Source organism: Thainema salinarum CENA647 (genome assembly GCF_057732415.1).
In genome coordinates this window covers 406,923-432,967 of record NZ_JBYJZJ010000015.1, presented here as the reverse complement: position 1 = coordinate 432,967, position 26,045 = coordinate 406,923, and the positions used below count along the sequence as shown (strand labels likewise).

22 protein-coding genes and 1 pseudogene are annotated in these 26,045 nt (G+C 47.6%); 13 read left to right on the top strand and 10 right to left on the bottom strand.

Going from position 1 to position 26,045, the window contains the following annotated elements; all coding sequences use genetic code 11:
- Positions 1 to 56: 56 nt before the first annotated feature.
- Positions 57 to 1,262, bottom strand: a complete 1,206-nt coding sequence (locus tag AC286M_RS03775) for a hypothetical protein (RefSeq protein ID WP_488203113.1) — start codon at positions 1,260 to 1,262, stop codon at positions 57 to 59.
- A gap of 180 nt (positions 1,263 to 1,442) precedes the next feature.
- On the opposite strand from AC286M_RS03775, the gene AC286M_RS03770 reads away from it, so the two are divergent.
- Positions 1,443 to 1,916 (top strand): hypothetical protein, encoded by a 474-nt coding sequence (locus AC286M_RS03770; protein ID WP_488202633.1) that lies wholly within the window; start codon positions 1,443 to 1,445, stop codon positions 1,914 to 1,916.
- 50 nt (positions 1,917 to 1,966) lie between these two features.
- The gene (locus AC286M_RS03765) at positions 1,967 to 2,710 is read left to right on the top strand and encodes a hypothetical protein (protein ID WP_488202632.1); all 744 of its coding nucleotides are present in this window, start codon (positions 1,967 to 1,969) and stop codon (positions 2,708 to 2,710) included.
- A gap of 740 nt (positions 2,711 to 3,450) precedes the next feature.
- Here AC286M_RS03765 and AC286M_RS03760 read toward each other — a convergent pair.
- A complete protein-coding gene (locus AC286M_RS03760; protein ID WP_488203112.1) occupies positions 3,451 to 4,857 on the bottom strand; it encodes an ABC transporter ATP-binding protein in 1,407 nt (468 codons plus the stop codon).
- Positions 4,858 to 5,036: 179 nt separating this feature from the next.
- On the opposite strand from AC286M_RS03760, the gene AC286M_RS03755 reads away from it, so the two are divergent.
- Positions 5,037 to 6,419 (top strand): cytochrome P450, encoded by a 1,383-nt coding sequence (locus AC286M_RS03755; protein WP_488203111.1) that lies wholly within the window; start codon positions 5,037 to 5,039, stop codon positions 6,417 to 6,419.
- Positions 6,420 to 6,591: 172 nt separating this feature from the next.
- On the opposite strand, the gene AC286M_RS03750 is transcribed toward AC286M_RS03755, so the two are convergent.
- The 5 genes from AC286M_RS03750 to AC286M_RS03730 all read right to left on the bottom strand — a co-directional run bounded on the left by AC286M_RS03750 (position 6,592) and on the right by AC286M_RS03730 (position 10,979).
- Entirely contained in the window at positions 6,592 to 7,314 is a 723-nt protein-coding gene (locus AC286M_RS03750) for an energy-coupling factor transporter transmembrane component T family protein (RefSeq protein ID WP_488203110.1), read from the bottom strand.
- The gene (locus tag AC286M_RS03745) at positions 7,304 to 7,885 is read right to left on the bottom strand and encodes an MptD family putative ECF transporter S component (protein WP_488203109.1); all 582 of its coding nucleotides are present in this window, start codon (positions 7,883 to 7,885) and stop codon (positions 7,304 to 7,306) included. The genes AC286M_RS03750 and AC286M_RS03745 overlap by 11 nt, the downstream gene beginning before the upstream one ends.
- 37 nt (positions 7,886 to 7,922) lie before the next feature.
- Positions 7,923 to 9,542: a mechanosensitive ion channel family protein gene (locus tag AC286M_RS03740; protein WP_488203108.1), complete on the bottom strand. Its 1,620-nt coding sequence runs from the start codon at positions 9,540 to 9,542 to the stop codon at positions 7,923 to 7,925.
- An 18-nt stretch (positions 9,543 to 9,560) separates the two neighbouring features.
- Positions 9,561 to 10,433, bottom strand: coding sequence for a Tll0287-like domain-containing protein (locus tag AC286M_RS03735; RefSeq protein WP_488203107.1), 873 nt, complete (start codon positions 10,431 to 10,433; stop codon positions 9,561 to 9,563).
- 333 nt (positions 10,434 to 10,766) lie between these two features.
- Positions 10,767 to 10,979, bottom strand: a complete 213-nt coding sequence (locus tag AC286M_RS03730) for a TFIIB-type zinc ribbon-containing protein (RefSeq protein WP_488203106.1) — start codon at positions 10,977 to 10,979, stop codon at positions 10,767 to 10,769.
- Between the two features lie 464 nt (positions 10,980 to 11,443).
- On the opposite strand from AC286M_RS03730, the gene AC286M_RS03725 reads away from it, so the two are divergent.
- The 4 genes from AC286M_RS03725 to AC286M_RS03710 all read left to right on the top strand — a co-directional run bounded on the left by AC286M_RS03725 (position 11,444) and on the right by AC286M_RS03710 (position 17,266).
- Complete coding sequence (locus tag AC286M_RS03725) at positions 11,444 to 15,256, top strand: helix-turn-helix domain-containing protein (protein WP_488203105.1); 3,813 nt, start codon at positions 11,444 to 11,446, stop codon at positions 15,254 to 15,256.
- Positions 15,257 to 15,523: 267 nt separating this feature from the next.
- Complete coding sequence (locus AC286M_RS03720; protein WP_488203104.1) at positions 15,524 to 15,790, top strand: hypothetical protein; 267 nt, start codon at positions 15,524 to 15,526, stop codon at positions 15,788 to 15,790.
- A gap of 163 nt (positions 15,791 to 15,953) precedes the next feature.
- Entirely contained in the window at positions 15,954 to 16,853 is a 900-nt protein-coding gene (locus tag AC286M_RS03715) for a TIGR02587 family membrane protein (protein ID WP_488203103.1), read from the top strand.
- A complete protein-coding gene (locus tag AC286M_RS03710) occupies positions 16,850 to 17,266 on the top strand; it encodes a TIGR02588 family protein (protein ID WP_488203102.1) in 417 nt (138 codons plus the stop codon). Before AC286M_RS03715 ends, AC286M_RS03710 begins: the two co-directional genes overlap by 4 nt.
- Positions 17,267 to 17,518: 252 nt before the next feature.
- Here the strand turns inward: AC286M_RS03710 and AC286M_RS03705 are convergent, their stop codons facing one another.
- Positions 17,519 to 18,826: a PAS domain-containing sensor histidine kinase gene (locus AC286M_RS03705; RefSeq protein ID WP_488203101.1), complete on the bottom strand. Its 1,308-nt coding sequence runs from the start codon at positions 18,824 to 18,826 to the stop codon at positions 17,519 to 17,521.
- Between the two features lie 214 nt (positions 18,827 to 19,040).
- Positions 19,041 to 19,727, bottom strand: coding sequence for a Bax inhibitor-1/YccA family protein (locus AC286M_RS03700; RefSeq protein WP_488203100.1), 687 nt, complete (start codon positions 19,725 to 19,727; stop codon positions 19,041 to 19,043).
- A 240-nt stretch (positions 19,728 to 19,967) separates the two neighbouring features.
- On the opposite strand from AC286M_RS03700, the gene AC286M_RS03695 reads away from it, so the two are divergent.
- The 6 genes and pseudogenes from AC286M_RS03695 to AC286M_RS03670 all read left to right on the top strand — a co-directional run bounded on the left by AC286M_RS03695 (position 19,968) and on the right by AC286M_RS03670 (position 25,185).
- A complete protein-coding gene (locus AC286M_RS03695; protein WP_488203099.1) occupies positions 19,968 to 20,930 on the top strand; it encodes a DMT family transporter in 963 nt (320 codons plus the stop codon).
- 205 nt (positions 20,931 to 21,135) lie between these two features.
- Complete coding sequence (locus AC286M_RS03690) at positions 21,136 to 21,849, top strand: DUF5673 domain-containing protein (protein ID WP_488203098.1); 714 nt, start codon at positions 21,136 to 21,138, stop codon at positions 21,847 to 21,849.
- A 64-nt stretch (positions 21,850 to 21,913) separates the two neighbouring features.
- Positions 21,914 to 22,414: pseudogene (locus AC286M_RS03685) on the top strand (DUF29 domain-containing protein).
- Positions 22,415 to 22,528: 114 nt separating this feature from the next.
- Complete coding sequence (locus AC286M_RS03680; protein WP_488203097.1) at positions 22,529 to 23,236, top strand: nuclease-related domain-containing protein; 708 nt, start codon at positions 22,529 to 22,531, stop codon at positions 23,234 to 23,236.
- A 110-nt stretch (positions 23,237 to 23,346) separates the two neighbouring features.
- Positions 23,347 to 23,568, top strand: coding sequence for a type II toxin-antitoxin system Phd/YefM family antitoxin (locus tag AC286M_RS03675; RefSeq protein WP_488203096.1), 222 nt, complete (start codon positions 23,347 to 23,349; stop codon positions 23,566 to 23,568).
- Positions 23,569 to 23,598: 30 nt separating this feature from the next.
- Positions 23,599 to 25,185: a hypothetical protein gene (locus AC286M_RS03670; protein WP_488203095.1), complete on the top strand. Its 1,587-nt coding sequence runs from the start codon at positions 23,599 to 23,601 to the stop codon at positions 25,183 to 25,185.
- On the opposite strand, the gene AC286M_RS03665 is transcribed toward AC286M_RS03670, so the two are convergent.
- On the bottom strand, positions 25,159 to 25,824 hold the full coding sequence (locus AC286M_RS03665; protein WP_488203094.1) for a Uma2 family endonuclease: 666 nt from the start codon (positions 25,822 to 25,824) through the stop codon (positions 25,159 to 25,161). The two genes, AC286M_RS03670 and AC286M_RS03665, sit on opposite strands and share 27 nt — an antisense overlap.
- Positions 25,825 to 26,045 lie beyond the last annotated feature (221 nt).

Sequence of the window (26,045 nt, the reverse complement as noted above, 5' to 3'; positions counted from 1 at the left end):
TTTTATTTGAGCTTTGATGCAAGATGCAAGCTAAGCTAACCTACTCCATCAAAGAACTACACCTGAGCAGCAGAAATCGGATGGTTGCCTTCCGTTTGAGACCGATAGTCACCGCCCATATTGCGCTCGTGCGCCTCGATGACCTGTTCGCTGGGTACACCGCCTTGATTGACCGTTTGCTGATACTGGAAGTAGCGGTGATCGCGAGATAAGTTATCAACGGGTACAAATTGTGTCTCATCGCCCGTTAGCGATACCTGAGACTCTAGAACCTGACGGATATAATCTTTGTTCTCTTGGAATAGAACGGGTTCTGGCAGTTCTTTGGGCAGAAATTCTTCTGGGTCACGATTTTCGTACTTGCGCATCATTTCGCAGGCTAAGCGGAGATGCTCAATTTCCATATTGAGATGTAGTTCCCAGATTTGCTTAATCCGAGGATCAGGTTCCTGTTGCATAAACGAGTAATAGAGATAGCATTCGTTGTACTGATGCATCACGTCTCGCTCAAACCAGGAGGCTGTCGGATCGAGCAGAGATTCGTAATGGGTAACGTGCTGCTCTTCAATCTCGGCAATTTCTAGATACAGGCCCCGAGCCAGTGGCTCCATCGGGCGGTTGCCCACGTTCATATAGAAATTCATGGTTTGCTGTTCAGCCGCAACCAGCGTCATTGCGTGGAGCAGAGATATGGGATTAGCCTGTTTGCGATCGCTTGGTTTGCGAACATCATCAATCGGGTGGCGATGCTCATCTGCAGTGGGGCGACCGGGCATAATTTCCGTCAGTCGTCCGGTTAGTTCTTCTGCCTTCTTGCCTTCTAGCATGTCCAGCAGGTTGGCGTAGCGATAGAGATGATCGAAATCTTCCAGTAGACCAAACTCAAACGCCTGCTTGAGATAAGGATCAGGCTCTGTTCGAGCTAAGTATGCCGTTAAATCAACGGCGACTTGCTCATAACCAATGGTGACTTGCAGCGTGGATTCGGTTGCCGGAATTAGCCAGTTAACAGCCTTTTGCTGCTGTTGCTCAATCCGTCGCGACTGAGCCAGATATTTGCGTACATCGGGATCAGCCGTGTGACGAGCAAACTGATGGGAAAAGAAAATTGACTCAGTTTCGATCCCGTTCATCGTAATCACACGAGTGCGCGTATAGGGATCAACTTGATCGGTTTTGTACGGCTGCACATTTAACTCTGTCCAGTTGCGCAACTGTTGATCTAGCGGAATACCTTTTTCTGCCAAAGGATTAAAAGCCATAATCGTTCCTCAATCGGAATGTAGTAGGTCTTCATCCTAGTAAGCGGAAACAATTGCCTTATCTATCTTCAGCAATAGTTTAACAGCATCTAATGCTAATGAAAGAGATAGTTTAATTCTAGTTCCACCCAAGTTTGTGTTGAGTAGAATTGAGGCAGAGAGTTCAGCAGGCCAAAGCCGATGGCTCAGCAACGACGCAAGCGTGGCACAGCAGGCGATAAAACGATTTGTCTGCCCATTGCAGACGACCTTGACTACGAGGTCTTAGTAGAAGACCGGGAAGCCTTTCGCCAGTATCTCAACGAGCAGATCGCATCCCACCCGGAACTGTTTCCCGACGGGATTGAGGCAGGCTATCGCTTTCACGGATGGGTCGAGTCCTCTCGTCAACAGCTCAAGACCCGGCGGATTTTGCTGCCGAGTACCGGAGAGGCTTATCAACTGCGTCCCGATTTGGTGATGCCGTACATGAGCGAGACGGCGGAGATGGCCGACAAAGCGCTCTATTTAAGAAAGCATGGCCTGTCGTATGAGGGGATTGCCTATGTGCTGGGCCGTTCTGAGATGCACTGGTATCGGCTCTGTCAGTCGTTCGGTCGAGCCTCGATTGTGGGCAGTACCCTCAAAAGGGAAACGGCGCTCCCCCCCATCTAGTTGCCGATGAGAAGCATTGTGATTGGCACGGGCAGCGAGTCTATCTGGCAGTGACAGCGGCGCAAGGGTGCGTCCTGGGAGCCAGTCTCAGTGCCAATGCGGGTCAGGATGGATTAACCGCAGCCTATGGGGTATTCCAGCAGGAAGCTGCCCATCATGTTCCCGACTATGCGCCCGAGACGGTGACGACTGATGGTTGGGAGGCCACCCGAGCCGCTTGGGAGGAGCTATTCCCTGGCCTGGTCTGGATTCTGTGCTTCCTGCATGAGGTGATTAAAATTCGCGATGGGTGCCGCTCTAAACCAGTCCTGGGTCAGCAACTAGCCGACAAGCTTTGGCATCTGTATCGGGGCCAGAGCAAACGTCACTTTGCTCAACGGTTGCGTCGGTTGCTGGAGTGGGTGAACACCCACGCGTTGCCCCAGGCCATTGACGCTCGCTTGCGACGCCTCAACGACAAATCTCACGTCTTCCAACGCGCCTTTGACTTCCCTGACGCCTATCGCACCAGCAATCAGGTTGACCGTCCGATGAACTATCTTGACCGCATCTTGTATGCCATGCAAGATTTTCATGGATTCTGGGACTCGGCGGAACAGTCGGTGCGCTCGATGGCCTTACTCTGGAACTTCCATCCCTTTTGTCGCAAGACTCGCAAAGCAATGGGCGGGTGCTTATGCCCCTTTGAGCAACTCAACGGCTTCCGCTATCACGACAACTGGGTTCGCAATTGGCTGATTGCCTCATCGTTGAATGGCAGAAGACCATTGCTCAGGAACGCTGACACAAAATAAGTTGGAACTAGGTTTAATTCTCGATGAGAGGCTATTTGCTCATAACTTGATATCTGGTGGATTGGGAATTAAAAGGGATTATTTTGCTGCCGTGATGGAATAATAAAAAGACCTCTTCCGGGTCTGAAACCTAGTACAAAATGTAAATTTATGTATGCAGTCAAATAATTGGCAACTATTTGAAGAACAAGACGCTTGGATAGTTTGCTAATTTCATAAACGTATCGATTTGATATGTTCCAATTTGCTGAAAGCCTTGCTTTTGATGAAATATCAGCGATCGCTCGTTTAAGATCGATTTTGTGGCGACGAAGGTAGAAAAGCACGAGTTTGGAAATGTTTCGCACATGGATTGATACATAAACTGGGCAATGCCGTTGCTCATATTATTCGGGTGAATTGCAACTGTTTTAATTCATCGGAAATTGTTTTGTAGCGCGGCTCAGCCGCGCTACAAAACAATTTCCGATGAAGTCTATTATTGATTTTGGGTGGTGATAAAGCTAGGAAGCCAGCTACTTGAGCATCATAATTAATGGCAACAAAGTACTGAACGGATTGCTGAAGATACTGGTCGATTTCTGCTTTATTAGTTCGAGTTAAAAGAAAACCGTGCGAATGGAGAGCACTTCTATCTAAAACATGAGCATGATGAATATCGACAATTGCGTCAATATCGCAATTCCTAGCCTGGATAAAACGTAAATGCTGTATTGAAATTGGGCTCGTTATTGCTTTGATTAATTTGGATAACGATAACGCTTAACCAGATCAATGACGCACGGTTGCAAAACTGCTGCAACGCTCGGATCGTGAGATGTAAAAATTAGTGTTCCACCCTGATCGGTGAATTCCTTTAGTGCTGCGAGCATCAGATGGAGCGATGTGGCATCTTGCCCGACCATAATCTCGTCGAGCAGGCAAATTTGTGGTTGACGTGCCAGTACGGCTGCCAGCGCTAACCGTCGCTTCTGTCCCTGAGACAGAGCGTGGGGATGCTGTTCTGCTCGATAGCTGAGATTAAGCTGGATCAAAAGCTTTTGGGCCTGATCAGGATCAACACCAGGCTGCTGAACTTCCGTAACGACGCTCTCAGCAAAGAGCTGATGATTCGGATTTTGGAGGACAAAGCCAATGGTTTTGGCTCGCTGTACGGTACTTTGGCGGGTCACGTCTTGACCTTGCACGATGATTTGTCCAGTTGTCGGTTTGAGTAAACCGCTGATCAATCTGAGTAACGTGGTTTTACCGCAGCCGTTTTCCCCTCGCAGCAGCACAATGTCGCCTGCATTTACCTGTAGGTCTGGAAAGGGGGCGTATCCGTCCCAACTGAGGTCGCGAGTTTGCAAGATGGCGGGTGCTTTGGGAGTTGAGGCTGGCAGATGAGGCGGAAACTGTACTTCGTCTGGTGCATGAACTAGCGGTTCCAAATGGTCGATTGGCTGCACTTGTCCGGCTTCAATGTGATAAACGCGATCGCACTTGTCCTGCAATAGCTCTAACCGATGTTCAATCAGTAATACCGATTGTCCCTGCGCGATCCGCTGCTGCAAAAGCTGGAGCAGCAGTTCTACTCCAGCGGTATCGAGAAAGGCGAAGGGTTCGTCCAGCAGCAGCAGATCAGGTTGGCGAGTGAGCAGACAGGCGAGGAGCAAGCGCTGCTTTTGTCCTGCTGAAAGCTGTCGAATTGACCAGTCTTTTTGCCCTACCAAGTCGAATTCCACAATGGCCGCCTGAGCCAAGTCCTGCATTTCTCCTGGGGGCAGGTGCCAATTTTCCAGCCCGAAGACAATTTCTTCCCACACCTGGTCGGTAAACAACTGCGTCTCCACGTTTTGCAGCATGATGCCCATAATCTGCGATCGCTGCCGAATCGACCAGGCGCTGATCTCATCTCCCTGATAGCGAATCTGGCCCACCAGCTGGCCGCCTGTATGCTCTGGCGCAATCCCGGTTAGACAATTGAGCAATGTGCTTTTGCCACTACCTGTCGCTCCTGCCAGCACCACGAGTTCCCGTGGATACAGCTTCAGGGAAATATTTCGAATGGTTGGTTGTGGTTGCCCGATGTGGGTAAACGCTAGATCAACGACTTCTAAAAGTGGTGCTGATTGATTGCGGTACGCGTTTGAGGCAGTTGTCATCATCTTGCAAACTTAAAAATCAGCAGTTCCAGTGCTCAACAGCGGTCTGGAGAACAGACTGTCATCGAAACTTATTCTGGGCATATCATGGCATTATCCGGCAACTATCATGCCCTGCCCCCCAGACCATCGGGATGATTGTGTATCCTGCTCAAACGTGTTGTTGACCCCCAACTAAAACCATGACGAGACAAACGGTGCCCACCCCTAAAACCCCCCACATCTTGCAGATGATCCAGTGGATCTTCGATCCAGTGGGTTACATGACCACTAACTTTGAGCGCTATGGCGACATCTTTTACGCCTACGTGCTGATGAACGGCGCTCGTTTGGTCATGCTGCATAATCCCAAAGCGATGCAGTACATGCTGACTCATGATACTGGCAAAGAATTTTCTGCACCGGGAGAGGTCAACGAAATTTTGGAGCCGTTTATTGGTCGGCAAAATTTGATTTTACTCAGCGGGAATCAGCATCGGCAGCGACGCCAGTTAGTGATGCCGCCATTTCATGGTGAGCGTCTCCAGGCATACGGAGAACTAATTCAGCAGATCGCGCAAAACGTTATTGAGCAGTGGCCAATGCACAAGTCGTTTCCGGTGCGGCAAGCCATGCAGCAGATTACGATGCGGGTTATTCTCCAGGCCGTGTTTGGTCTGCATGAGGGAGAACGCTATGTTCAGTTAGAGAAACTCCTGGGAGCGCGGCTGGATCTGACGGGTACACCGCTGGCATCTGCGATCGCATTTCTGCCCTGGTTACAAAAGGACTATGGCACCTGGAGTCCTGGTCATCGGCTGCGTCAACTGGGAGAGCAAACCGATCGGCTGCTGTTTGCCGAAATTCAAGAACGCCGCGCTAATCCCGATTGCGATCGCATTGATATTCTGTCGCTATTGTTGGCGGCTAAAGATGAAGACGGCAATGGCCTTTCCGATCAGGATCTGCGCGATGAGTTGATGACTTTACTCGTGGCAGGGCATGAAACAACCGCTACAGCCTTGACCTGGGCGCTCTACTGGATTCATGCGCGGCCAGAGGTAAAGCAAAAGCTGCTGGCCGAACTGGATGCAGTTGCGGATCCGGCTGATCCCAGCCAGTTGCTGCAGTTGCCCTATCTGACCGCTGTGTGCAATGAAACCTTGCGGATTCATCCCGTAGCGATGCTGACGTTTCCCCGTCGTGTAGAAGTGCCGATGGAACTGTGCGGCTATCCGCTTGAACCCGGTGAATTCATCATGGGGTCGATCTACCTGATTCACCAACGGGAAGACCTCTATCCTGAACCACAGGTCTTCCGCCCAGAACGCTTCCTGGAACGGCAGTTTTCGCCCTATGAGTTTATGCCCTTTGGCGGCGGCGTGCGGCGCTGTGTCGGCGCTGCCCTAGCGCAGTATGAACTAAAAATTGTCTTGGGCACGATTCTGACCCAGGTTGATCTAGCGCTAACCAACACTCGGCCCGTCCAACCCGGACGGCGAGGTGTGACTTTAGGACAACGGACACCTGTGCAAGTTCAAAAAGTCGGCACCCGCACAGGCACGAAGGTTCCGCTCAGTGTTTAGAACTCAGCAGGTTAGTTTTTATATTAGACTTTATTGGAAATAAAGTTTTTGGGGTTGGAAATTGTTTTGTAGCGCGGCGAAGCCGCGCTACAAAACAATTTCCGATAAAGTCTATTGATCAGAAAGTCGGTGTAGTGATGATCCTCCCGTAGGGGCGAATGGCCATTCGCCCCTACCCGGCATACTCTAAACGGATAATTAACCCCAGCCACCCTGCGGTGACAATGCAAAATAGCGTATCGTGCCATTGCCATCGGAGGGGTTTGCTGTTGCTGCGGGGTTCTGTGGGCGAGTAGCCACGAGTTTGCAGCCCTATGCTGACCTCGTCGGCATAGGCCACCATTTGAAACACCAACGGCACCACCAGGCCGGAAAACCACTGTCTGGGACGGTGGCGCAGGTCGATGCCGCGTAGCTGATTGGCTTCCCAAATGCGCTGCAGTTCCTGCTGCATTAGGGGAAAGAACCGCCAGATCAGCATGAGGCTGAGCGTCAAGAAACTGGGCAGCCGCACCATCTGCAACGCGCGGATCAGATCGGCTGGAGGCGTTGTCAGAGCCAGGATTGGAGTGGGAAGCAAGATGGCCAATAACCGCAGGGTGCTAAACGTGGCTTCGTTCCAATTGCCCAAGAGCCAAGCCGAGGTGGCGGTGAAGACGATGATGGTCAACAGAGCATACAGCATGACCAGTCGAGGAACGCGAATGGTGATCAGAAGTAGCAGCAGTCCGCTGACTAAGACCGCGATCGCAGAAAAGGTTTCTAGAAACAGCGCTAATCCCAGCAGGACAAAACTGAGTCCAATTTTCAAAAATGGATTAATCGGGCTGAGTGGGCTGTGATGGAGCTGATGAGATTGCGATCGCACCTGCTTGCGGTTCATTTTACTCAGCATCGAGCTTGCCTGCTCGCTTGAGCTGCTGCACAATCCGTTCTCCCAGCCACCAGCCCACGGCACCCAATAAGCCCGTGGCGACAGCCAAGATGCCAATCAGCCAAGGATTATTGATCAAGGTGGCAAATCGGCTCAGCATTTCCGATAGGCCACCACTAGTCGCGGCTCCAGCACTGGCTCGACTGGCCAACATCAGAATGCTGCCGAGTCCGATCAGCACCGCACTCACAAAGAAAACGACAGTGCCCAACAGGCGATTGGCTTTGGGGCGATAGTTGCCCCGGAAAAAGACGACGGCTTCCGTGACCAGAGTCGTTAGCACTAAGTAAACGAAGATGATTGGCGAAAGGGGGGCCAGCACAAGGGCTAAGGGCAAGATCATCAGCGCAACGCTGCCTCGTCGCTGAAGTCGCGCCATACCGAGCGTCATGAAGATGCCGCCAAAGGGTGCCCAGACGACCAAATCGAGAAACGGTGGCACAAACGGGCCGACAATAAACGCCGAGGCAATCATGCCAATGGTCATAAAGGCCGCAAAAACGTAGTCGCGTAAACTCCAGGGACTTTTCATCGGAATGGTGCTATTCAATAGATCGTATCCGCTTAATTTATACCGTATCCCTGAGTTCAACATTTAAATCAGCCGCAAAGTTTTGCTGAATCTGTTCGGCCATCTGCTGTTCACTCAGTTGATCGGTAGAAAAAGCCTGTAGCGTTCCTCGCAAGTTTGCAGTATGGTACCGAGCAACCTGCTGGCTCAGCTCGGTAATTGAACGGTTATCGTGCTTGAGTGCAGCTATGACTGCCGTAGGAGTAATCGCTAGAACCTCTGTTTCTTCCGTTGTCATCATCTTTACCAGCGGAAGAGATCGGCTGAGAAATAAACTCATTTCTCCAAAACAGTCGCCTCGACCAAATTGCTCAGTGGGAACTCTGGGCTGATGGCTGAGAAATTCCTGTCGGTCATTTGGATCGAGGATTTCGGTAGCTAAATTTTGATAGAGCCAGTAGGCAGAGGAGGCTGTTTCTGCGGCTTGATCGGCCAGCGAAAATGCGACTGGCCCCAAATGATGCGCTAAATGAGTGGCCGCCCGATCAATGGACTTTTGACTTAAGGTAACAGTGGTTTGATTTTTTGGCCGTAAGCTAAACGCTTTAACCGTCATCACACCTAGCTTTGGTACGAGTTCCTGGTCAATTGATATGCCTCCCTTCACCACAAGAAACATTGACTGAGGCGGTAAATTCCATAAGCCTAAGGCCTCTTCTGCATCGAAAATTAGCGTCTTTGACTGTTCAAGTAGTTGCCGCTGAGCTGCAGTGCTAAATGGCCGAAAGAACTCAATTGCTGCAATCAGTGACTGCGTTTGGTTGGCGGCATTGGACGTGTAGTTATTGCCGAAACCAGCGCGGCTCAGAGCGTACCAAATGCGGCGGAGCAGGTCGGGGTCGGTATGGACGGCGGCAGCGTCATAGCGCTTAGGGTAATAAAACAGCCTGTACTGCACGTCGCTCAAGCTGTAGCTCCACATTTTGACAAAGACGGGCTGATCGGGATTGACGTTGGGATGGGCTTGGTTCTGTACAGCGCTGCAAGCCACTTCAATCACCTGATTCGGTGGGGCAGTGGCTGGAGCCACAAAGTCAATAGTGCGATAGATTGGCTGCTCTGTGGTGATCACAACGATGGAGTCATTTGCGATCGCACCATTGGGAATATGCACCATTTCGCCCGAATCAAGCCGGATATCGGTGGTGCGCCAGTCGATGGTCGTGATTACGCCCTCATAGCCCTGTACCTGAATGCGATCGCCAACGTGAAATGGCTGATCAAACTGGAGAAAAATACCGGATAGGAAATTGCCGAGCGGTGTCTGGAGAGCAAAACCCAAAATGGCACCAAGCAAGGCCGAAGTAGCGGCTAGAGCGGTAATATCTCGTCCGAGTAAGCGGAAAACAATAAATGCACAGATGGCATAGAGCAGAACTGAAACAACCAGTTTTAAGAGATCGGACGGCTGCTTGTTGCGAGCAGTGACAAACCAAACATTAATTAGGATAAAAGAGAGAATATCAACGAGGATAATGCTGGCACAGACTAAGATAATGGCTTTGATAATTTCCAGCATTGAACCCGCAGCCATTTGCTGATTGTTAATCAGAAAAACATAAACAAACAGCAGCAGTCCCGCCAATGCAGCGACTAACAAACTTCTTGCTTTTAACATGGGAGTTTGGGGGCTAAATTACTTTTTCAGCAGGGCTTTATTAAGGCTAACGAGTAGTCGATTAATGGCTTGACTCAATCGGCCTAATGAATCGGAGCGAGTTTCGGGCAGTTGGGCATCCGCCACCGTTTTGCGCAGGCTAATTTCTTCCACCACGTCGGCAATGCGATTGAGCGGGACGATCAGCCATTTACGCACAATAACGTTGACCGTGACATAGGCCAATAAAAACACGCTGCCAATGATTAGTAAGTAGGAAAAGATCGATGTTGTTGCCTGCTGTTTGGGCAGTGAAGTAGGGACTGAAATGACGCGGGCAGCAATGACTTCATCAAGCTGCCAGCCAAAGCCGCGTTCTCTGCCGTATGTGTTGATCAAGGAAGCAGGCGCGACATCCGGTGTACTGTGGCACTCTAGGCAACTGGGGGAATCGACTCGAATCGGCTCAGCCACAAATAGCGTTTCTTGTCCGCTTCGTTCAATCCGCCGATCGGTGATTTCAAGCACTTCTGGATGAGTAATAAAGTACTGGATCAGTTCAACTTGCCAGCCCTCGGCCAAATCATTAGGATTGGTAGGATTTAATGCCGGTTCTCGGTAGCTATAACCTCGATATTCTTCGCCCAGGTACTTGAACATTTCCTGGGCGGTATAGGAAGGAACCGTCTGCTTGACAAATTCTGTTGTTGTTTCATTATCTAACAGCGGTTCTAGCTGGTCGGTTGTATAGTTGCGAGCGGCAACTGCGGTGCTCAACAGCAGCCGAGCGGTGCGAATTGTGTCTTGCTCTGCATTACGTCGCTCTAGGGTAAATGCAGATAAGCCGGCAATAATCCAACCGCTAATAAAAATGGCGAGAATAACAATTGTCAGTCTGTTCTGGAGCTTCATGGAATTAACATCCTGTGGAACTTCCTTACCTCCTTTTTTATTCAGAATTTAGGTGAATATTCCGGCAACGGCGAAAAAATTGTTGTGTTTTGTTAACTCGCATTTTGGCTGGCTCTCAATAGTCGTGAGGTTTGGTTTATGAGTATCGTTCACACAACCAAATATCACGACCAGAACACCACTGCTGCAACATGCACTGCAGCCTAGACCAAAGAAAAAACGCTGTCTCCAACACTAGACAGCGCTCGGTGCATTCACTCTTTTGGTTGGCTCACGGCTTGCGTTTTGCAAAACCGGAATCTGAGCACGAAAGTTGTTATGAGATCACGAGATCTATATGAGAATCAGCATTACGATTAGCGCAGAGGCAAAAGCTGCGATCGCATTCCAGAAGCTAGGCGATTCATTCAAGTTTCGACTCCAACCACAGTTCAAACAGACATAGTGATCATCGGTATGAGCCACGATGGTGTGAGAACTGTGGCAGTTGGGGCAATTTAAATCGGCGGTCTGGCTAGGAAGTTCAGTGAGAATTAAACGGGGCATGAAGTTAAACCTCTTCAGGTAGAACATTTCGGTGTCGGGAGCAGCGACTTGTGATATCGTTCATCTAATCGATGGCGTGGACATCACCTCAGCCACTAGCCCTCGCTACCGGAACAATTTCAGCATAGCTATTGATCAGCCGCCGCGAAGTCACCTGAAATCAGATCTTGGCGGCGAAATAATCAGGCGAATGCGGCCCTATTTTTCATGAAAAGTAAATAAAAGTCAGGTTGAGTCAGATTTAACTGACAATACTGGGCTGGCTTGCCGTTAGAAAAATGACGCTGTGACCCAGGCATGACTTGCTAAAAAGTCTTGATTTGGCAGGATTTGAGCGGATAGGTGCAGCTTTTTCTCCGTGAGAACAGATGCACCTGTAATCCTGAAAACATTGCAAATAGTCATGTAAAGTCACCTGAGCGGCCTTAAACTAATGAACAAGGTGTGCATCAGTGTTTGCGTCTATGGAATTTTCAGACGATGAAGTGCTCAATTTCATCGAAGAAAAGCTCAACGTCGTTCGAGTAGCAGGCGAAAGGCTTTCCAATATTGAACGGGCGCTGCTGGTTAGTGCTTGGCGCGCTCCTAGGCGTACCTACCGGGAAATTGCTGAAACTGAAGGCTACAGCCAGTCCTACGTTCACAATGTCGCTGCCGATCTGTGGGAGGATCTGAGCCGTGCCTTTGATACTAAAATCCGCAAGCCGAGCCTAAAAGCAACGATCAGCAGCAGCATGCTGCGCGATCGTCAGTCTCCATCAGAGCCATCCTCCGAGCAGCCTGTCAAACATGACTTTGGCAACTGGATGGGAGCTGCGGATCTGTTGGGCCGAGATGATGAACAGCAGCAGTTAACCGAGTATCTATCTGCAAATCAAGCTCGTATTGTTGGTGTTACCGGGATTACGGGCATTGGTAAGTCCTGTTTATGTGAAGCAGTGGTGCGTCGCTTGGCCAATCAGTTTTCGGTCATTCTCTGTCGCTCATTGCGATCGCAGATTTCATTCCATGACGTTCTGAGTCGCTGGCTTTATCTGTTAGAACCCGAAAACCATTCAGTCACGTCGTCTTCAGAGGAGATGCTGCAAATTGTACTCCAGTTGATGCAGCAGCAGCGCTGTTTGCTGATTCTGGACGACTTTGATGCGATCGCACAGGATGGCTACATAGCCCAGCAGGAAACGGTGCTGTATCAGCAGTTTCTCCAGCGGGTTAGTCAATTGGCGGCAGGTTGTGTACTTGTAATTAGCCGCACCAATACGGAACTGCTCAACCTATCATTTTGGCAGCAGGCGCAACACCTTTTCCTGTCGGCATTAGCGCCTGAGATCAGCCAGCAGTTAATGGCCCAGCACGGGGCCTTACCGCCTGCGCCACTGCTGGATGACATTCAGACCTACTATGCTCACCATCCACACTATCTAACGGCTGTGGCTCGGCAGGTTCATCATCCAACCGTAGCCGGAAGGTGGCAATATTTCTGGGATTCGCTTTCATCGCGTCTGCTGCAGGGGGTTCATCACTGTTTGAAGGCTGACTACAATCACCTCAATTCCATCGAGCAAGACGTGATGCACTGGTTGGTGATAGCCGCTAAGCCTTTATCCATCGAGTATCTCCAGTCACACCTGTCTCGCTCTAATCTGCAGCCCAATCTGATTCATGCGGTCGCAAAACTGTGCGATCGCGCTTTTATCCAGTCAGTCAATGGGACGGTCAACAAGGCCAGTGAGACGAGCGATACGAATGAAGCTAATCAAGCTAATGATGTTCCGCGCTACGCTCCAACCGCTATCTGGCGAGACTTCATTCTTCAGCACCTGCTGCATGAAATGGTAGAAGAACTGTACGCCGAGCAGTTTCATTTGCTCCATCACCTACCGATTCGTTCTGTGCAAGACCCCGCAGTCGTAATTCAGCAGCAGCAAGATCAGCTAGTAAAACCTATTTTGCAACGATTAAAAGATCGATATGGCTCACTCAACCAGCTGAAACAGCGGCTGAAAGCATTGCTGGATCAGGTGTGTACGCGTCAGCTAGATGTGCGATCGCACACTGCCGGGAATTTAATCAATCTCTGTCAAGCTGCTGGTGTCAGCTTTAATTCACTTGATTTTTCTGACTTAGACATTCGCAATGCCGATTTTCGTCAAGTCAGCCTCTGGAACTGCATCGGCAACCACACGCGACTGCGGAACTGCGGATTTACTGTTCCCCTAGCCGATCGCGTTACCCTAGCGCTAGATGCGACGGGTCAGCATTTGGCGGTGGGTGAATCAAACGGGCAGATTACCGTTTGGCAGGTGGAGACCGCTACGCCGATCCAGATCTTCCATGATGCCGAAGTCTGCTGCCTAGCGTTTCACCCCCAACAGCCGATTCTGGCCTGTGGCACAGTCGTTGGCTCCGTTTGTCTGTGGCACTGGCAGAGCCAATCCAACTCGACCGTCATTGTCCGCAAGATTCACGACGCAGCGATTACCACTCTCGCGTTTGCTGCCGATGGTGAGATTTTGGCCATTGGCGATCGCAGTGGACGAATTATGCTCTGGCCTGCTCCCTTCCAGACAAACAGTACGCTCCAAGAACTGTCTTTCTTATCTGAACTATCTTCCTTGTCGGAGATCCCTTTCTTATCGGAACAGCAGTCAGACTGCCAAGTAGACCGTCAAGTAGACCGCCAAGTAGACCGTCAAGCAGAACGCCAAACGGCTATTCGCCACTTGACTTGGTCTGATGACAGCCAGCGATTGGCCGTGAGTGATAGCTATACCGGGTTGGTGTGGGATCGGGCAACGAATACTACTCATCCCTTCAGTGCTTCCAATATTGGCCGCATTCGCAGCTTAATCTTTGAAGACAATTATCTCTATGCCGCCATTAGCGATCGCACATCGCTATGGCTCTGGAGGTTGCAGCCTGCTTGGCTTTTTTGGGCCACCGTTGAGGAAGAGGCAACGATAACGAGCGTCCACCTCTGGAGAACCCAAACAGCCAGTCAATCTATTTATTTGGCCTATATCAAGGATGACCAGCTGATTCTGAAGACCATTAATTCCGAACTAGAGGAAGTTATCCAGCTCCCGATTGAACTTAGTACGCCCCTAGCCGTGAGTGGCGATGGTCAGCGGCTGGCAGCTATGCCGTCGGCTCGTTCCATTCAGCTATGGCAGATGCCGACTGAGACAGGATCAACTGCGTCAATCATCCAGCACTGGATGGGCTACTCCTGCCCAGTACAGGCCCATACTTTTGACCCAACAGCCCAATTTTTGGCCGTTGGTAATCGAGATGGCAGCGTGCGCGTGTGGGATCTCGATGCTGTGCGCTGTCGTCATGTGTTTCAAGTCTCGCATACCCGCATGCGTGCGATCGCGCTGAGTCCCGATAGTCAACACCTGGCCAGCAGCGATCTTGACGGCCACCTCTGGCTGTGGAATCTGGCTACGGATCAGCTCCCCCAGTTGCTTGAAGGACACCGTCACGAAATTAATGCACTGGCGTTTCATCCAGCCCAGCCCCAGTTAGCCAGCGGTAGCACCAGCGGAACAATCCGCCTCTGGCATTCGGCTCGCGGCACCACGCAGCACACGTTTCGCCACCCAGTCGGCATCACGCACCTGATCTTTTCACCCGATGGTCAGTACTTAATGAGTGGTGATCGACAGGGGCTTGTGTGCGTCTGGGATCTTGATACAAATCAGTTGCTGACGAGCGTTCAAGCTCACGACGGTACCATTGAACATCTAGGTTTTATGCCCAGTGGCCAACTGATTAGCGCTGGACGTGACCACACTGTGCGCCGCTGGGACGATAATTACCAAACGGCGACGGTGCTCTTTCAAGATGCGGATTTTTATATTAGTCATGTGACCTGCATCAGCGATCAGTCTTGTTGGCTAGTCGGTTGGCAGGTTAATTCAGACAGCCAATCAGCCAACACCGGGCGATACGCACAGATTGTTCCGCTTGATTTGTCCACGCATATTCAGCAGCCTAATCCCAGGCGGATAACGCTGCCGTTTCTCCGCAATGAGGAACAGCTTTTCTTTACGCCCCATTGCGGAATTGCCAGTCTTCAACTGGGCGATCGCTTCCAGCTTTGGGAACGTATTGATTTGCAAGCTACCTCAATCCACTCACAGCCTGATGTTGATGTTTGGCTAAACAGTCCCTATCAAGGTTTTCGTCTGACTGATCCTGAGTGTCTCAGTCCAGAACAAATTGAGCTGCTTAGACGGCTAGGGGTTGTAATTACTGGATATAGCGTTTCGTAAATCTTGCCTCCACTCAAACCACCACGGCTTTTTTTGACTGGTTGTGGGTAAAGACAAACGAATGTCTGAAATCCTTGATCTTCTGTATTATTTGGCGCAGTCACACATGATGAACAGGAGAACCCAACTCATTTCGTTGAATACAGTGCGTGATGCGAGACAGGTGTGACAATTTAGAAATTGAGATGTGGTTTTCGGACTTTTGTCGTTAATAATTGAAATCGAATATATCAGTTTCACTATTGTTCACAAAGAGAAAGCCCCCTCATGGAATACACTACTGGTTGCCCCCACATTATCCCCAACTCTGCCCAATCCTGGACATCTGGTTCATGGTGGAAAGTTGGCATTACAGTCTGGAAGTTTGATTCCCCACAGCTAAAACACCACGCACAGGAGAATAAGTCGCTGCAAACTAGTGCATCTTTGGCTAGCTCATCGCCTCGCTACAGTAGCTATCCGGCTGACTATCAATATGATTATCGATACGAAACCGATGCCCATCTCTACGAAGCAATGGTCATGATTTATTAGACTTTATCGGAAATTGTTTTGTAGCGCGGCGGAGCCACGCTACAAAACAGTTTCCGACCCCAAAAACTTTATTTCCAATAAAGTCTATTAAAGATCTGCCCAAAGCAGCATTTTCACACCTGTCGTTGTAGATGTACGCTTCAAATGATCTACGGTTTGAATCATGGCAAAGCGCATCATCTTTCCTCGACGACAGGAGTGGCAGTTTGAGCTGAAAGACCTGATCCGAGGTATGTCGGGTGGTTTTTTATTTGGTATTCCGCTGCTATATACCATGGAAGCCTGGTGGATTGGCTCCTCGGTGGAACCACCCCGAATGCTACTGAGCTTAGGAATTGCATTTGTTATTGCGTTTCTGCTGAATCGCACCGACGGGTTTCGCCAGGTGCGCCCAGATAATTCCTTCTATGCGGCTACCGATAGTTTAGAAGCGATCGCAATTGGTACCCTTTGTACTGGGTTGATCCTATTCTTACTGCGAGAAATCACCTTAGAAACATCCTTACAAGAAAGTCTCGGCAAAATTGTGATTGAGGCCATTCCATTTGCGATCGGAGTTGCCTTAGCTCGCTCAATCTTGGAAGAGGGCACAGACGATGCTGATGAGCCTGACGAGCCTGATGATACAGAGGAATCCGATTCAGATGATGGTTTCCCCATTGCTCTGAACTCAACGCTATCCGATATCGGCGCAACCCTAGTTGGAGGAGTGATTATCGGCTTTAGCATTGCGCCAACAGACGAAATTCCCCTACTAGAGGTAGCCATTACACCTCCGTGGTTGTTAGCGCTGGTAGTGGCATCGTTAGCCATTTCGTACGCCATCGTATTTGTGGCTGGCTTCACAGCGCAAACGAAACGACAGCAGCAGAGAGGCTTGTTTCAAAGCCCGCTCAGTGAAACGGTTGTCTCTTACTTGGTCTCGCTCGTCACTGCCATGCTGATGCTGCTGTTCTTTAAAAGTCTAGGTCCTAGTGATCCTTGGACGTTGTGGCTCAAAGATTCCGTTATTCTAGGACTGCCAACTGCGATCGGAGGAGCCGCAGGCCGACTTGCTATATGAAACGCTCAGTCTATCAATTTCGACGACCAAAAGGGGTTTTTCGGATTACCGCAGAGCAAATCACAATTACCATCTCGTTTCTGATTGTGATTGTCCTAGTGGGTTTAATTTGCTTTATTTGGCTGACCCAGAACGATGAACCGCCAGTCATTACCGTCACTCAAACTGCGCCAGCTTTTACAACGGGAGGCCAATATTATATTCCGTACACCGTATCTAACAAAGGCGGTGATACAGCAGACAGTGTACAAATCCTGGCCGAACTTAAGGTGGGTGACGAAACAATTGAATCTGCGGAGCAGCAGGTTGATTTTTTATCCAGCAGTGAACAAGCAGACGGCATGTTCATCTTTGAAAATGATCCAGCACAGGGAGAACTGACGATCAAATCAACAGGCTATCGGCTTCCTTAGGAGTGCGATATGGAATGAATTGCCGCTCATCCCAACCCTTCTCCGCAGGAGTTGTTGTGTATGAACAAGTCTCTAAACTCCGTTTCGCCGTTGAGATCTCCCTAAATCCATCTACAGCCCTTTGGGCATGACTTCGCCTAGAAAAAGGGGAAGCTTTGAGTTGATTTCCCCCTTTAAACTATCCCTTCACCAAAAGTCGCTGAACTGATTACAGGGACTTCTGGTGAAGGGATAGCTTCCACAGGAGAGGGCTTACGACTGTTGGCGAGTCGGAATCATAACAGTAAACGTAGTGCCGGGTTGTTCCGGTTCTGAATGACAGCTTAATCGTCCTTTATGCTTGTCTGTGACGATTTGATGACTGATTGACAGTCCCATGCCAGTGCCTTTTCCAACGGGTTTTGTTGTAAAAAACGGATCAAATAATCTTCGCTGGATATGACTGGGTACCCCTGTTCCGTTGTCGATAAATTGAACGGTAACTTCGTGAGAGTTTGTGAGCTGAGTTTGAATCGTGATGGTGGGATTCGTAATTTTTCCTCGTAAAAATCCTTCTTCTAAGACATCAACTGCATTGCTCAGAAGATTCATGAATACTTGGTTTAGCTGGCCAGCGTAACATTCAATTAGAGGCACCTCTCCATAGTTTTTAATCACTTGAATCCCAGGAAATTCAGGCTTTGCTTTGAGCCGATGCTGCAAAATCATCAATGTACTGTCGATGCCGTCATGGATGTTGACCTCTTTCATTTCGGCCTCATCCATGCGGGAGAACGTTCGTAGTGAGGCCACGATTTTCTGAATCCGATCAGCCCCTATCTTCATCGATTTTTGCAATTTGGGTAGATCATCCAGCAAAAAGTCAATATCAATTTCGTCTATTTTCTGCTGAATTTCTGGATGAGGAGATGGGTAATGTTGTTGATAGAGTTGAAGCAGTTCAAATAAATCCTGAATATATTCATCGGCATGATTTAAGTTGCCAAAGATGAAATTAACTGGATTATTAATTTCGTGAGCAATTCCTGCCACTAATTGACCCAAAGCGGACATTTTTTCCGCTTGAATCATCTGGGTTTGAGTTCGCTGTAGCTCTTGCAGTGCTTGCTCTAACTCAACGGTACGCTGATTTAGTTCGGCCTCAGCTCTTTTGCGATCGTCAATATCTGTACAGGTGCCAATCCACTCTTGAATAGTGCCGTCTTCCGCCAGGATAGGAACACCTTTAACATCAAAATAGCGGTAGGTGCCATCGGCGGCTTGAATGCGGTATTCAGTTTTGTACCAGTTTCTTGTTTCGCGAGCGTGATTCCAGACTTTGCCTGTGCGATCGCGATCATCTGGATGAACTGCTTCTAGCCAGCCAAAGCCCTTCAGCTTGTCCAAACTTTGGCCAGTATAGGTGCACCAGTTGGGTGATTCAACGCTCAGTCCATCAGGTGTTGCTATCCAAATGATTTGAGACGTTACGGTGATCAAAGAGCGATATCGTTCTTCGCTTTTGCGCAGGGCAATTTCAGCCTGTTCTGGAGTATCTAGTTCTTCTAAAGAGTGATACATTGCGGCGATCTAATCAATCTCATAACTTGTTGATTTATCGTGCCCGTTGCATAAATTGGGAATAACAAATGCTGGCTATGTTGACGATTCTTAATTTCGCCACATGTAGAATTTGGAGGGCAAAATAGGTTCATAAACGTATAAATACGCAATTAAAAAGGGTAGACATTGTCCACCCCAAAATTAAGAATATAGCAACTGTAAGAATCCGGTTTTAGCGCCTCGACAGCGACATTACAATTCGCAAGATGTACCAGAACAGTAGCGCTACAGATGCAAATAGTTCCAGCGATGCCGCAACGTAGTGCTCGGTTGAATAGTGGTGCATGATTTTGGAGGTGTCGTACAAAATCGCTGCTGATGCGAAAGCGACCATTACGACTGAAAACAGCAGTCCCAGCGTAAAGCCAAAGATGATGCTACAGAGAATCAAACCGAGTGCCACAAAGCCAGCAATTTTTAAAACACCGCCCAGAAAGGTGAAATCGGTGCGCGTTGTGAAAGCAATAGTGGTTAATCCGGCAAACATCAGGAGCGTCAAAATTGCTGCTGTCGGGATGACGGTTGGATCAGAGAAGAAAGCTGCAATATAGAGAAGGGGCGCAAAAATCAGGGCTTCGCCGACGACATAAACACCCAAGCCTATATACTGTGTCTGGGTTGAATCGGCTTTGGCCGCTAGGCTTCTAGAGAACCAGCCTAATAGCGCAAATCCACCCAGGATAGCTAACCAAGCAAATCGGCTACTTGAAACTAACACGGTGAGCGCTTCTGCGATGCCAAGCTGGAAGAGTAGAAATTCAACCAGAATAAATGCACCGACTGCACCCGCCAAGTGCAGATACGTTTTGCGAATAAACACGGCCCGTTCGCTGGGTCGAGCCTGAGCGACTGTAATCATGAATGTAGCTCCTTTAGGAAGTTGATAGGGATAAATTCAACGCTGGCTGCTTCAGCTCGGGAAATTTATCCCAAATAAGCGTTAAGTGAATTATTCCCATTCTAGAAACTCAGCAAACTTACGTCTCGTTATCCGCTGATCAGAGCGTTTTCCCAAAAGCCTATTCATACGACACAGCACAGCGCTACCTTTGATGAACGCTATAGAATCGAAGGGTTGTTACCAGGGATAGGACAGTCGGTGATTGGATTTTTAATTGTGCTGCTGTCGTCGGTGTTTTTCTGTTTGCAAAATGTGACCGTGCGGGTGCTGTTTAACGACGTCAATATTTTCGGCATTTGGCAAACAGGCGGATTTGTGCCACCCACGCTGGAGAATTCATTCCTGCTGCTGTTTATGCGCATGATTCTGGTGGTGCCGATTATGGCGGCAATTTCGTCACGGCTGTATGGGACAACCTGGAAAGATATTGCTAGTCTACGCCACGCCGACCAGCGCCCAACGCTCAGATATGCGATCGCAGGTGGCGTGTTGATGTTTCTCTACCTGGTGCTGCTGTATATCTCAATTGGCCTGATTCCCACTGGCATTGCGCTAACTCTATTTTTTACCTATCCCATTTTTACCGCTCTCTTTTCCTGGCGATTCTTTGGCAGTCGGCCCACCTGGTTTCGCTGGGGAATTATTGCTGCTGTTCTGGTTGGTAGTGTCCTGACTATGCCGCGTCCAGAAGCCACCGTTGGTCAACAAACCTGGCTGGGAATTATGTTGGGCGTTGGATCGGGGATTGCCTATGCGTTGTATACCGTCAATGCTCAAAAAAGCTTTGAATCCTTTCATCCGGTGCCATTTACCTGGATCAGCTTCGCCACGACGCTGGTGCTGTCATCGATCAGTCTGTTCTTTTGGCAGGGTGATTTGGGAGCGCTGGACTGGACGGGACTGTGGATTGGCGGACTGGTATCTGCGATCGCAACTCTAGTGGGTCACTTGCTCAACAACTATGGCATTCGGCTAATTGGTGCAACGTCATCAGCGATGATTGGAGCAACAAATCCGGCGTTGACGGTAGTTTTGGCCTGGTTCGCAATTCAGGAAACGCTCAATTGGGTTCAGGTGATAGGCGTGTTGATTGTGACAGGAAGTGTGGCGCTGTTGAGCCAGGAGCGGAATGTATTGAGAAGAGTAAAAGGTGGGGAGTAAGGAGCGCTTGCGATTAGTCACGTTACTAAAAAAGCTGGGTTAGTTGATTAGGGAAGCGCAATCGCATGTTTCCATTGCAGAAAGTAAACTGCGATCGCACTTCTATCTAATTTCTGTGATTCAATTTTCTGGAAAATTCATGTAGCAATGTGGATCTAATTGATACTCGTCACTCCAAGCAGCTAAAAGCTGCTAGCCAAGCATCATGGATTCATCCTGGCTTTTTCTTCTGCCTTATATCAACCTAACTTGCATGCTTTTAGGACTTATAGTCATTGCATATATTCATTTGACTAAGGTGAAGAAGGAAATAGGGCCTGAAGTTGATAGACATGCGGATCGAGGAAAACCGAATTTTTGGAAACTTATTGTTCCCAGTTGTTTATTGGAATCGATCTGTAGATCTACGGGCTTTATATTTTGGACAATGATTGCAATCCTATCCTGGACAAACTATTCTTTCATTCAAAAAACGAAAGCTGGAGATTTATTAATCCGAACTAAAAGAAGCGCAGAAGATCAAATATGGAAGTGGAGTGGAATATTATTTGGAATTTTTGCTGTACTAGATTCAGCAACATGGCTGTTGTTCTTATTGATAGGATATGAGCATCCTAAATTTGATTTGGCAGCGCAACTTTATGAAGATATGCTTTTCGCAATGATTTCTATATGCCAGATAACAGTAGGATTGACAGGATTTGAGTTAAGAGAAAATGGTATTTGCGCCATGCTGATATTTATCAAATGGCGTGATGTAAAGTCATATATCTGGGAACCGTCGAAGCCCACAACTCTGACAATCTTTCATAAACCACTTTTCCCTTACGTGAGTCCAGGTTTTATGAATATTGCTATTCCTGTCTCGCAAAAAGAAATGGTGAATCATATCTTAGATGCAAAGTTGTCTGTGCAATGAGAAGTGCGATCGCGCTTTCTCCCGAAAAGTGCCTCTACAATAAAAGCAAGCACAATTGGAGTAAGTGCCAGTGCCTGAAACTAATTCAGAGGCAGTTCAGCAGCCTTTATCTTCTAATCTTTACGATGCTGATTTCTATGCGTGGACGCAGGAACAAGCTGCTCTGCTCCGTCATAAGCGGTGGAGCGAGATTGATCTGCCAAATTTGATTGAGGAGATTGAATCGCTGGGTCGGCAGCAGCGGCAGGAGCTTCGCAATCGTTTAAGTATTTTGCTCGGACATTTGCTCAAGTGGGAGTATCAGCCGCAAAAGCGCAGCCGGAGCTAGTTAGCGACGCTACGGATGCAGCGATTGGATATTGCTGATTTGCTGGCGGATAATCCGAGTCTTCAACCTTACTTGGAGGAAGTACTGCACAGAGCTTATTTGCGTGGGGTTCAGTTAGCGGTTCGCGAAACAAATTTATCCCATGAGACGTTTCCAGCGGATTGTCCCTACGGTTTGGTAGAGGTTTTAGATGATCATTTTTATCCGGGTGAACCCAGCAATTTAGTAAAGAATTAAAACGGCGTTTTTATTCCTTTACTAAATTAATTTAAATGCTTTTTCCTTTGATTTAAGAATGGCAATCCAGCCTAGTTGATGGGGCATTCTAAACGGTGTGTAATCAGTTTTAGAATGAAAATGGGCAAAGCAAGTCGGCAGGCTGGACAAAATATTCGTGAATTAGCCTTAAAGCGACGGGTCAAGGCAATTATCTTTTTTATCAATGCAGGATTAGTGATCATCTTGCCGCTTTACTTGATTAAAGCTTTTCAAGATTTCATGAGCCGAATCTCTCCAGCGAATTCGTCTCAATCATCAGCTTCATTCAGTGTGCCGTTTTTCTTTTACGTATTTCTCGTTATCGCGGCGTTCAGTTTAGTTGTAAATGGCGTTTTGCTTTGGCAGAAAGCTAATCGAGCTGACCAAGGGGCTAGAGGAGAAGAAGAGATTGCTGAAGAAATGCGTAAACTTGAGCCGTTCGGATGGCAAATTGAGTACGGAATGCGTTTGGGCGGCGGTTTAGGAGATGCGGATATTGTTTGTATTTCGCCTCAGAATAAAGCCTATGTGATTGACGTGAAATCTCATCAAGGCGATGTAATTTTGCAGGAGGAAAAGCTCTATCGAAAAATGGGTAAGGAAACATATCCGTTTGAAAAGGATTTTCTTAAACAGGCAATGAAGCAAGCGTTTCAGGTTAAGAAACAAAAGCGCTTGAGTTTTGTAACGCCAATTGTGGCGTTTTCTAATGCACGGGTGTTGACCCCAGCAGGCAAAATCCAGGGTGTTTACGTGGTGGAGCGCTTGCGATTAGTCACGTTATTGAAAAAATTGGGCTAGTTGCTTAGGAAAGTGCGATCGCAGTTTATTTTCTATGATGGAGATGTGCGATCGCATCTTCCAAACCTAAATCGAGCATAATATAAGAACGGTCTACAGTTGCTTGAATTATGATTCCAGTCAATGAAGCTCAACAACGGTTGCAGGATCTAATTGATTCGGTGAGTCAGTCGCATCAGCCGATTGTGATTGCAGGACAAAACAGCAATGCGGTGTTGTTGTCTGAAGCAGATTGGGCATCGGTGCAGGAGACGCTTTATTTGTTATCTGTGCCAGGAATGCGGGAATCAATTCGAGAAGGGTTAGCAACACCGATTGAAGAGTGTAATTGACTGCTCTTTATTCAACAATAGACGAGAACTATGTGTGAACGTGATCTAGGTGAATTGGGAGAAACAACTTTTAGAGGTTGGTGTAATGCTGTAGGTATAACTATACATAAAGTTGAACAAGATAGAACAGGTTGGGATTTTTTCATTGAATTTCCTTGGAAAAAGAACGTGGATTTACCAAGGGATATGTTCTTGGCACCTATAGAGTGTAAGGTTCAAGTTAAAGCCACTGACCAGAAAAACAAAAGCGAGAAAATAACTGTATCCAACTTAAATAGATTAATAAAATTTCATGGGCCTGTTTTCTTTTGCCTTATTGAATTTGATGGAAAGGATCAACCTCGATCAGCCTATTTACTTCACGTTGGCGAGAAAATAATAGGTAAAACTCTTAAGAAGATTAGGGAGCTGGATGTTAAAGGTCAAGGTGATAAACTAAATAAGCATACAATCTGCATTCGAGGCACAAAGAAATATCTACTATCTGAGTTAACTGGTCAAGAATTAAAGAAAGCTATTGAAAGTTATTTGCCTGATGGCTTGGAGAAATATGTCGAGCATAAAAATAAGTTGCTGAATACTCTAGGGTTTGAAGATGGAAAAAGACAGATTACTATTACTTTCTCTGGGGAAACAGCTGTCAAAGATATATTGGATTTGTCTTTAGGATTACGCAAGGATATTCGTGGAGAAAAAAGCGTTGCACATTACAAGAGATTTGGAATACTCTCTGATGATACTTCGCTGAATCTTGAGAATTTTTCTTTCAGCCTTAAACCTAAACCTGCCCCAGCAATACTTAAATTTAAAGAGTATGAGTTTTCACCAGGTATATCGCTAAACGTTAACTTGTACCTTTCTCCCTTCAATGACTTTTTGCCTCATACTTATTTCAAGCTTAGAATCGAGTCTACATTCTTCAATATTGTTGCTGAGCCGTGCAATGAGGATGAAAACTATCCATGCGAGTTTCAAGTTGAACTTCAATCTGATAAACAAGTTACATTGTTAGATCTCAAAAATCACTTTAAAGTCTTTACTCTATTTAAGAAAAATGCTCATTTAATATTAGAAATACAGGATAGAGATAAAGAAGTTCCCCCTATTAAAATACCGTCAATTGTCCTTCAAGCTAACAACGATGAAGAAATCGGCTATTGGTCTGAACTTTATCATTCAGCAGAAATGGCTTCATCAATATGCCAAAGATCTTTTATTAAAGATGATGAAGTTTTGATATCTATTGATGAGCTGATTCAATCGGCTTCATCTATTAATGCTTTATATAGGTTTCTAAATGCAGATGTGACTGATATTTCTGCTAATTTTTCCACTGACTTAGTTGATTCCGCAGAGACTAAATGTTTAGCGCTTACTTTCTCTATGGCAGTAGTGATTGGAAATTATCAACTGATCTTTTTTCTGGCTTTAATTGGTTCACCGTTGCTGGTGAATCAAACTCAGTATAAATTGATCCCGGATCAAGTCAAAGCTAAGAATGAATTAGTAATCATCAGCGATGAAGTAGTGAAACAGAACATAGTTGATGAAAGATTTGAAATTTTTGAGCAAATGCTAAGAGATAGAAACTTAGCAGTGGTCAGGATCAACTCCTAACTCTCGTAACTTCTCCGCAAGCCGATTTGCTTTTTGCTCTGCCATTTTTGCTGCTTCCTCTGGTGTTGGTACTAGTTCTCCATCAGGCGTAAAAAAGCGTAGCTTTCCCTCTTCAATGCCTAAAAATAGCTCTAGCTGCCGACTCCAGAGATGTCCCTTTTCATTTGGTTCCATCGATTCATAGCTGCCACCGACCAGTAAAAAAACAGCAAACTCCAGCGAATCCGGATCAAACCAGAAATACTCCGGTGTTCGAAACGTGTTTTGGTAGATATCTTTCTTAATGCCTCGGTCAGCCTGCGCCGTACTCTCCGAAAGCAGTTCCACAATCACATTGGGATACTTGCCATCCTCTTCCCACACCACCCAGCTTTTGCGCGTGCGCCGCTCCATCCCCAGCACCATAAAGAAGTCCGGGCCACGAAAATCCTGCGACTTAATCTGCTTCGGGCTGAAATAGACCGTGAGATTGCCCGACGCAAAATAATCATCGCGATCCTGCCAGAGCCAATCCAGGCAGCTAATCAGCAGCAGCATTTGGCGCACATGCAAATCAGTTTCCATTGTTGGCTCATCGCTATAGAGGTCGCCCGGTGGGACGCTCACCGCAGAAGTATCCGAATTGTTAGCTGCAACCATGACAAACGGAGCTGAGGAGTTGTTTTTATTTTAAGAGCGATATCAAAAAAGGAGCGATCGCAGATCGCTCCTAGCCCAATCAATATCTACTTAGATATAAATTGATAACCTGCTTTATAACCTATTATAGGATCTATCTGCAGGCTAATAGTAATGTTATGCTATTTGTGTATTTATACAAGTGCAATGCCTAGTAAATACACAGTTTTCATACATTTGCA

Bases quoted from the DNA above. Each gene is read 5' to 3' on its own strand.
- AC286M_RS03740 (WP_488203108.1), bottom strand. From the start codon at position 9,542: ATGTTAAAAGCAAGAAGTTTGTTAGTCGCTGCATTGGCGGGACTGCTG.
- AC286M_RS03700 (WP_488203100.1), bottom strand. From the start codon at position 19,727: ATGATTACAGTCGCTCAGGCTCGACCCAGCGAACGGGCCGTGTTTATT.
- AC286M_RS03775 (WP_488203113.1), bottom strand. From the start codon at position 1,262: ATGGCTTTTAATCCTTTGGCAGAAAAAGGTATTCCGCTAGATCAACAG.
- AC286M_RS03710 (WP_488203102.1), top strand. From the start codon at position 16,850: ATGAAACGCTCAGTCTATCAATTTCGACGACCAAAAGGGGTTTTTCGG.
- AC286M_RS03670 (WP_488203095.1), top strand. From the start codon at position 23,599: ATGTGTGAACGTGATCTAGGTGAATTGGGAGAAACAACTTTTAGAGGT.
- AC286M_RS03675 (WP_488203096.1), top strand. From the start codon at position 23,347: ATGATTCCAGTCAATGAAGCTCAACAACGGTTGCAGGATCTAATTGAT.
- AC286M_RS03770 (WP_488202633.1), top strand. From the start codon at position 1,443: ATGGCTCAGCAACGACGCAAGCGTGGCACAGCAGGCGATAAAACGATT.
- AC286M_RS03735 (WP_488203107.1), bottom strand. From the start codon at position 10,433: ATGAAGCTCCAGAACAGACTGACAATTGTTATTCTCGCCATTTTTATT.
- AC286M_RS03745 (WP_488203109.1), bottom strand. From the start codon at position 7,885: ATGAAAAGTCCCTGGAGTTTACGCGACTACGTTTTTGCGGCCTTTATG.
- AC286M_RS03715 (WP_488203103.1), top strand. From the start codon at position 15,954: ATGGCAAAGCGCATCATCTTTCCTCGACGACAGGAGTGGCAGTTTGAG.
- AC286M_RS03760 (WP_488203112.1), bottom strand. From the start codon at position 4,857: ATGATGACAACTGCCTCAAACGCGTACCGCAATCAATCAGCACCACTT.
- AC286M_RS03665 (WP_488203094.1), bottom strand. From the start codon at position 25,824: ATGGTTGCAGCTAACAATTCGGATACTTCTGCGGTGAGCGTCCCACCG.
- AC286M_RS03725 (WP_488203105.1), top strand. From the start codon at position 11,444: ATGGAATTTTCAGACGATGAAGTGCTCAATTTCATCGAAGAAAAGCTC.
- AC286M_RS03720 (WP_488203104.1), top strand. From the start codon at position 15,524: ATGGAATACACTACTGGTTGCCCCCACATTATCCCCAACTCTGCCCAA.
- AC286M_RS03730 (WP_488203106.1), bottom strand. From the start codon at position 10,979: ATGCCCCGTTTAATTCTCACTGAACTTCCTAGCCAGACCGCCGATTTA.
- AC286M_RS03705 (WP_488203101.1), bottom strand. From the start codon at position 18,826: ATGTATCACTCTTTAGAAGAACTAGATACTCCAGAACAGGCTGAAATT.
- AC286M_RS03750 (WP_488203110.1), bottom strand. From the start codon at position 7,314: ATGCTGAGTAAAATGAACCGCAAGCAGGTGCGATCGCAATCTCATCAG.
- AC286M_RS03755 (WP_488203111.1), top strand. From the start codon at position 5,037: ATGACGAGACAAACGGTGCCCACCCCTAAAACCCCCCACATCTTGCAG.
- AC286M_RS03680 (WP_488203097.1), top strand. From the start codon at position 22,529: ATGAAAATGGGCAAAGCAAGTCGGCAGGCTGGACAAAATATTCGTGAA.
- AC286M_RS03690 (WP_488203098.1), top strand. From the start codon at position 21,136: ATGGATTCATCCTGGCTTTTTCTTCTGCCTTATATCAACCTAACTTGC.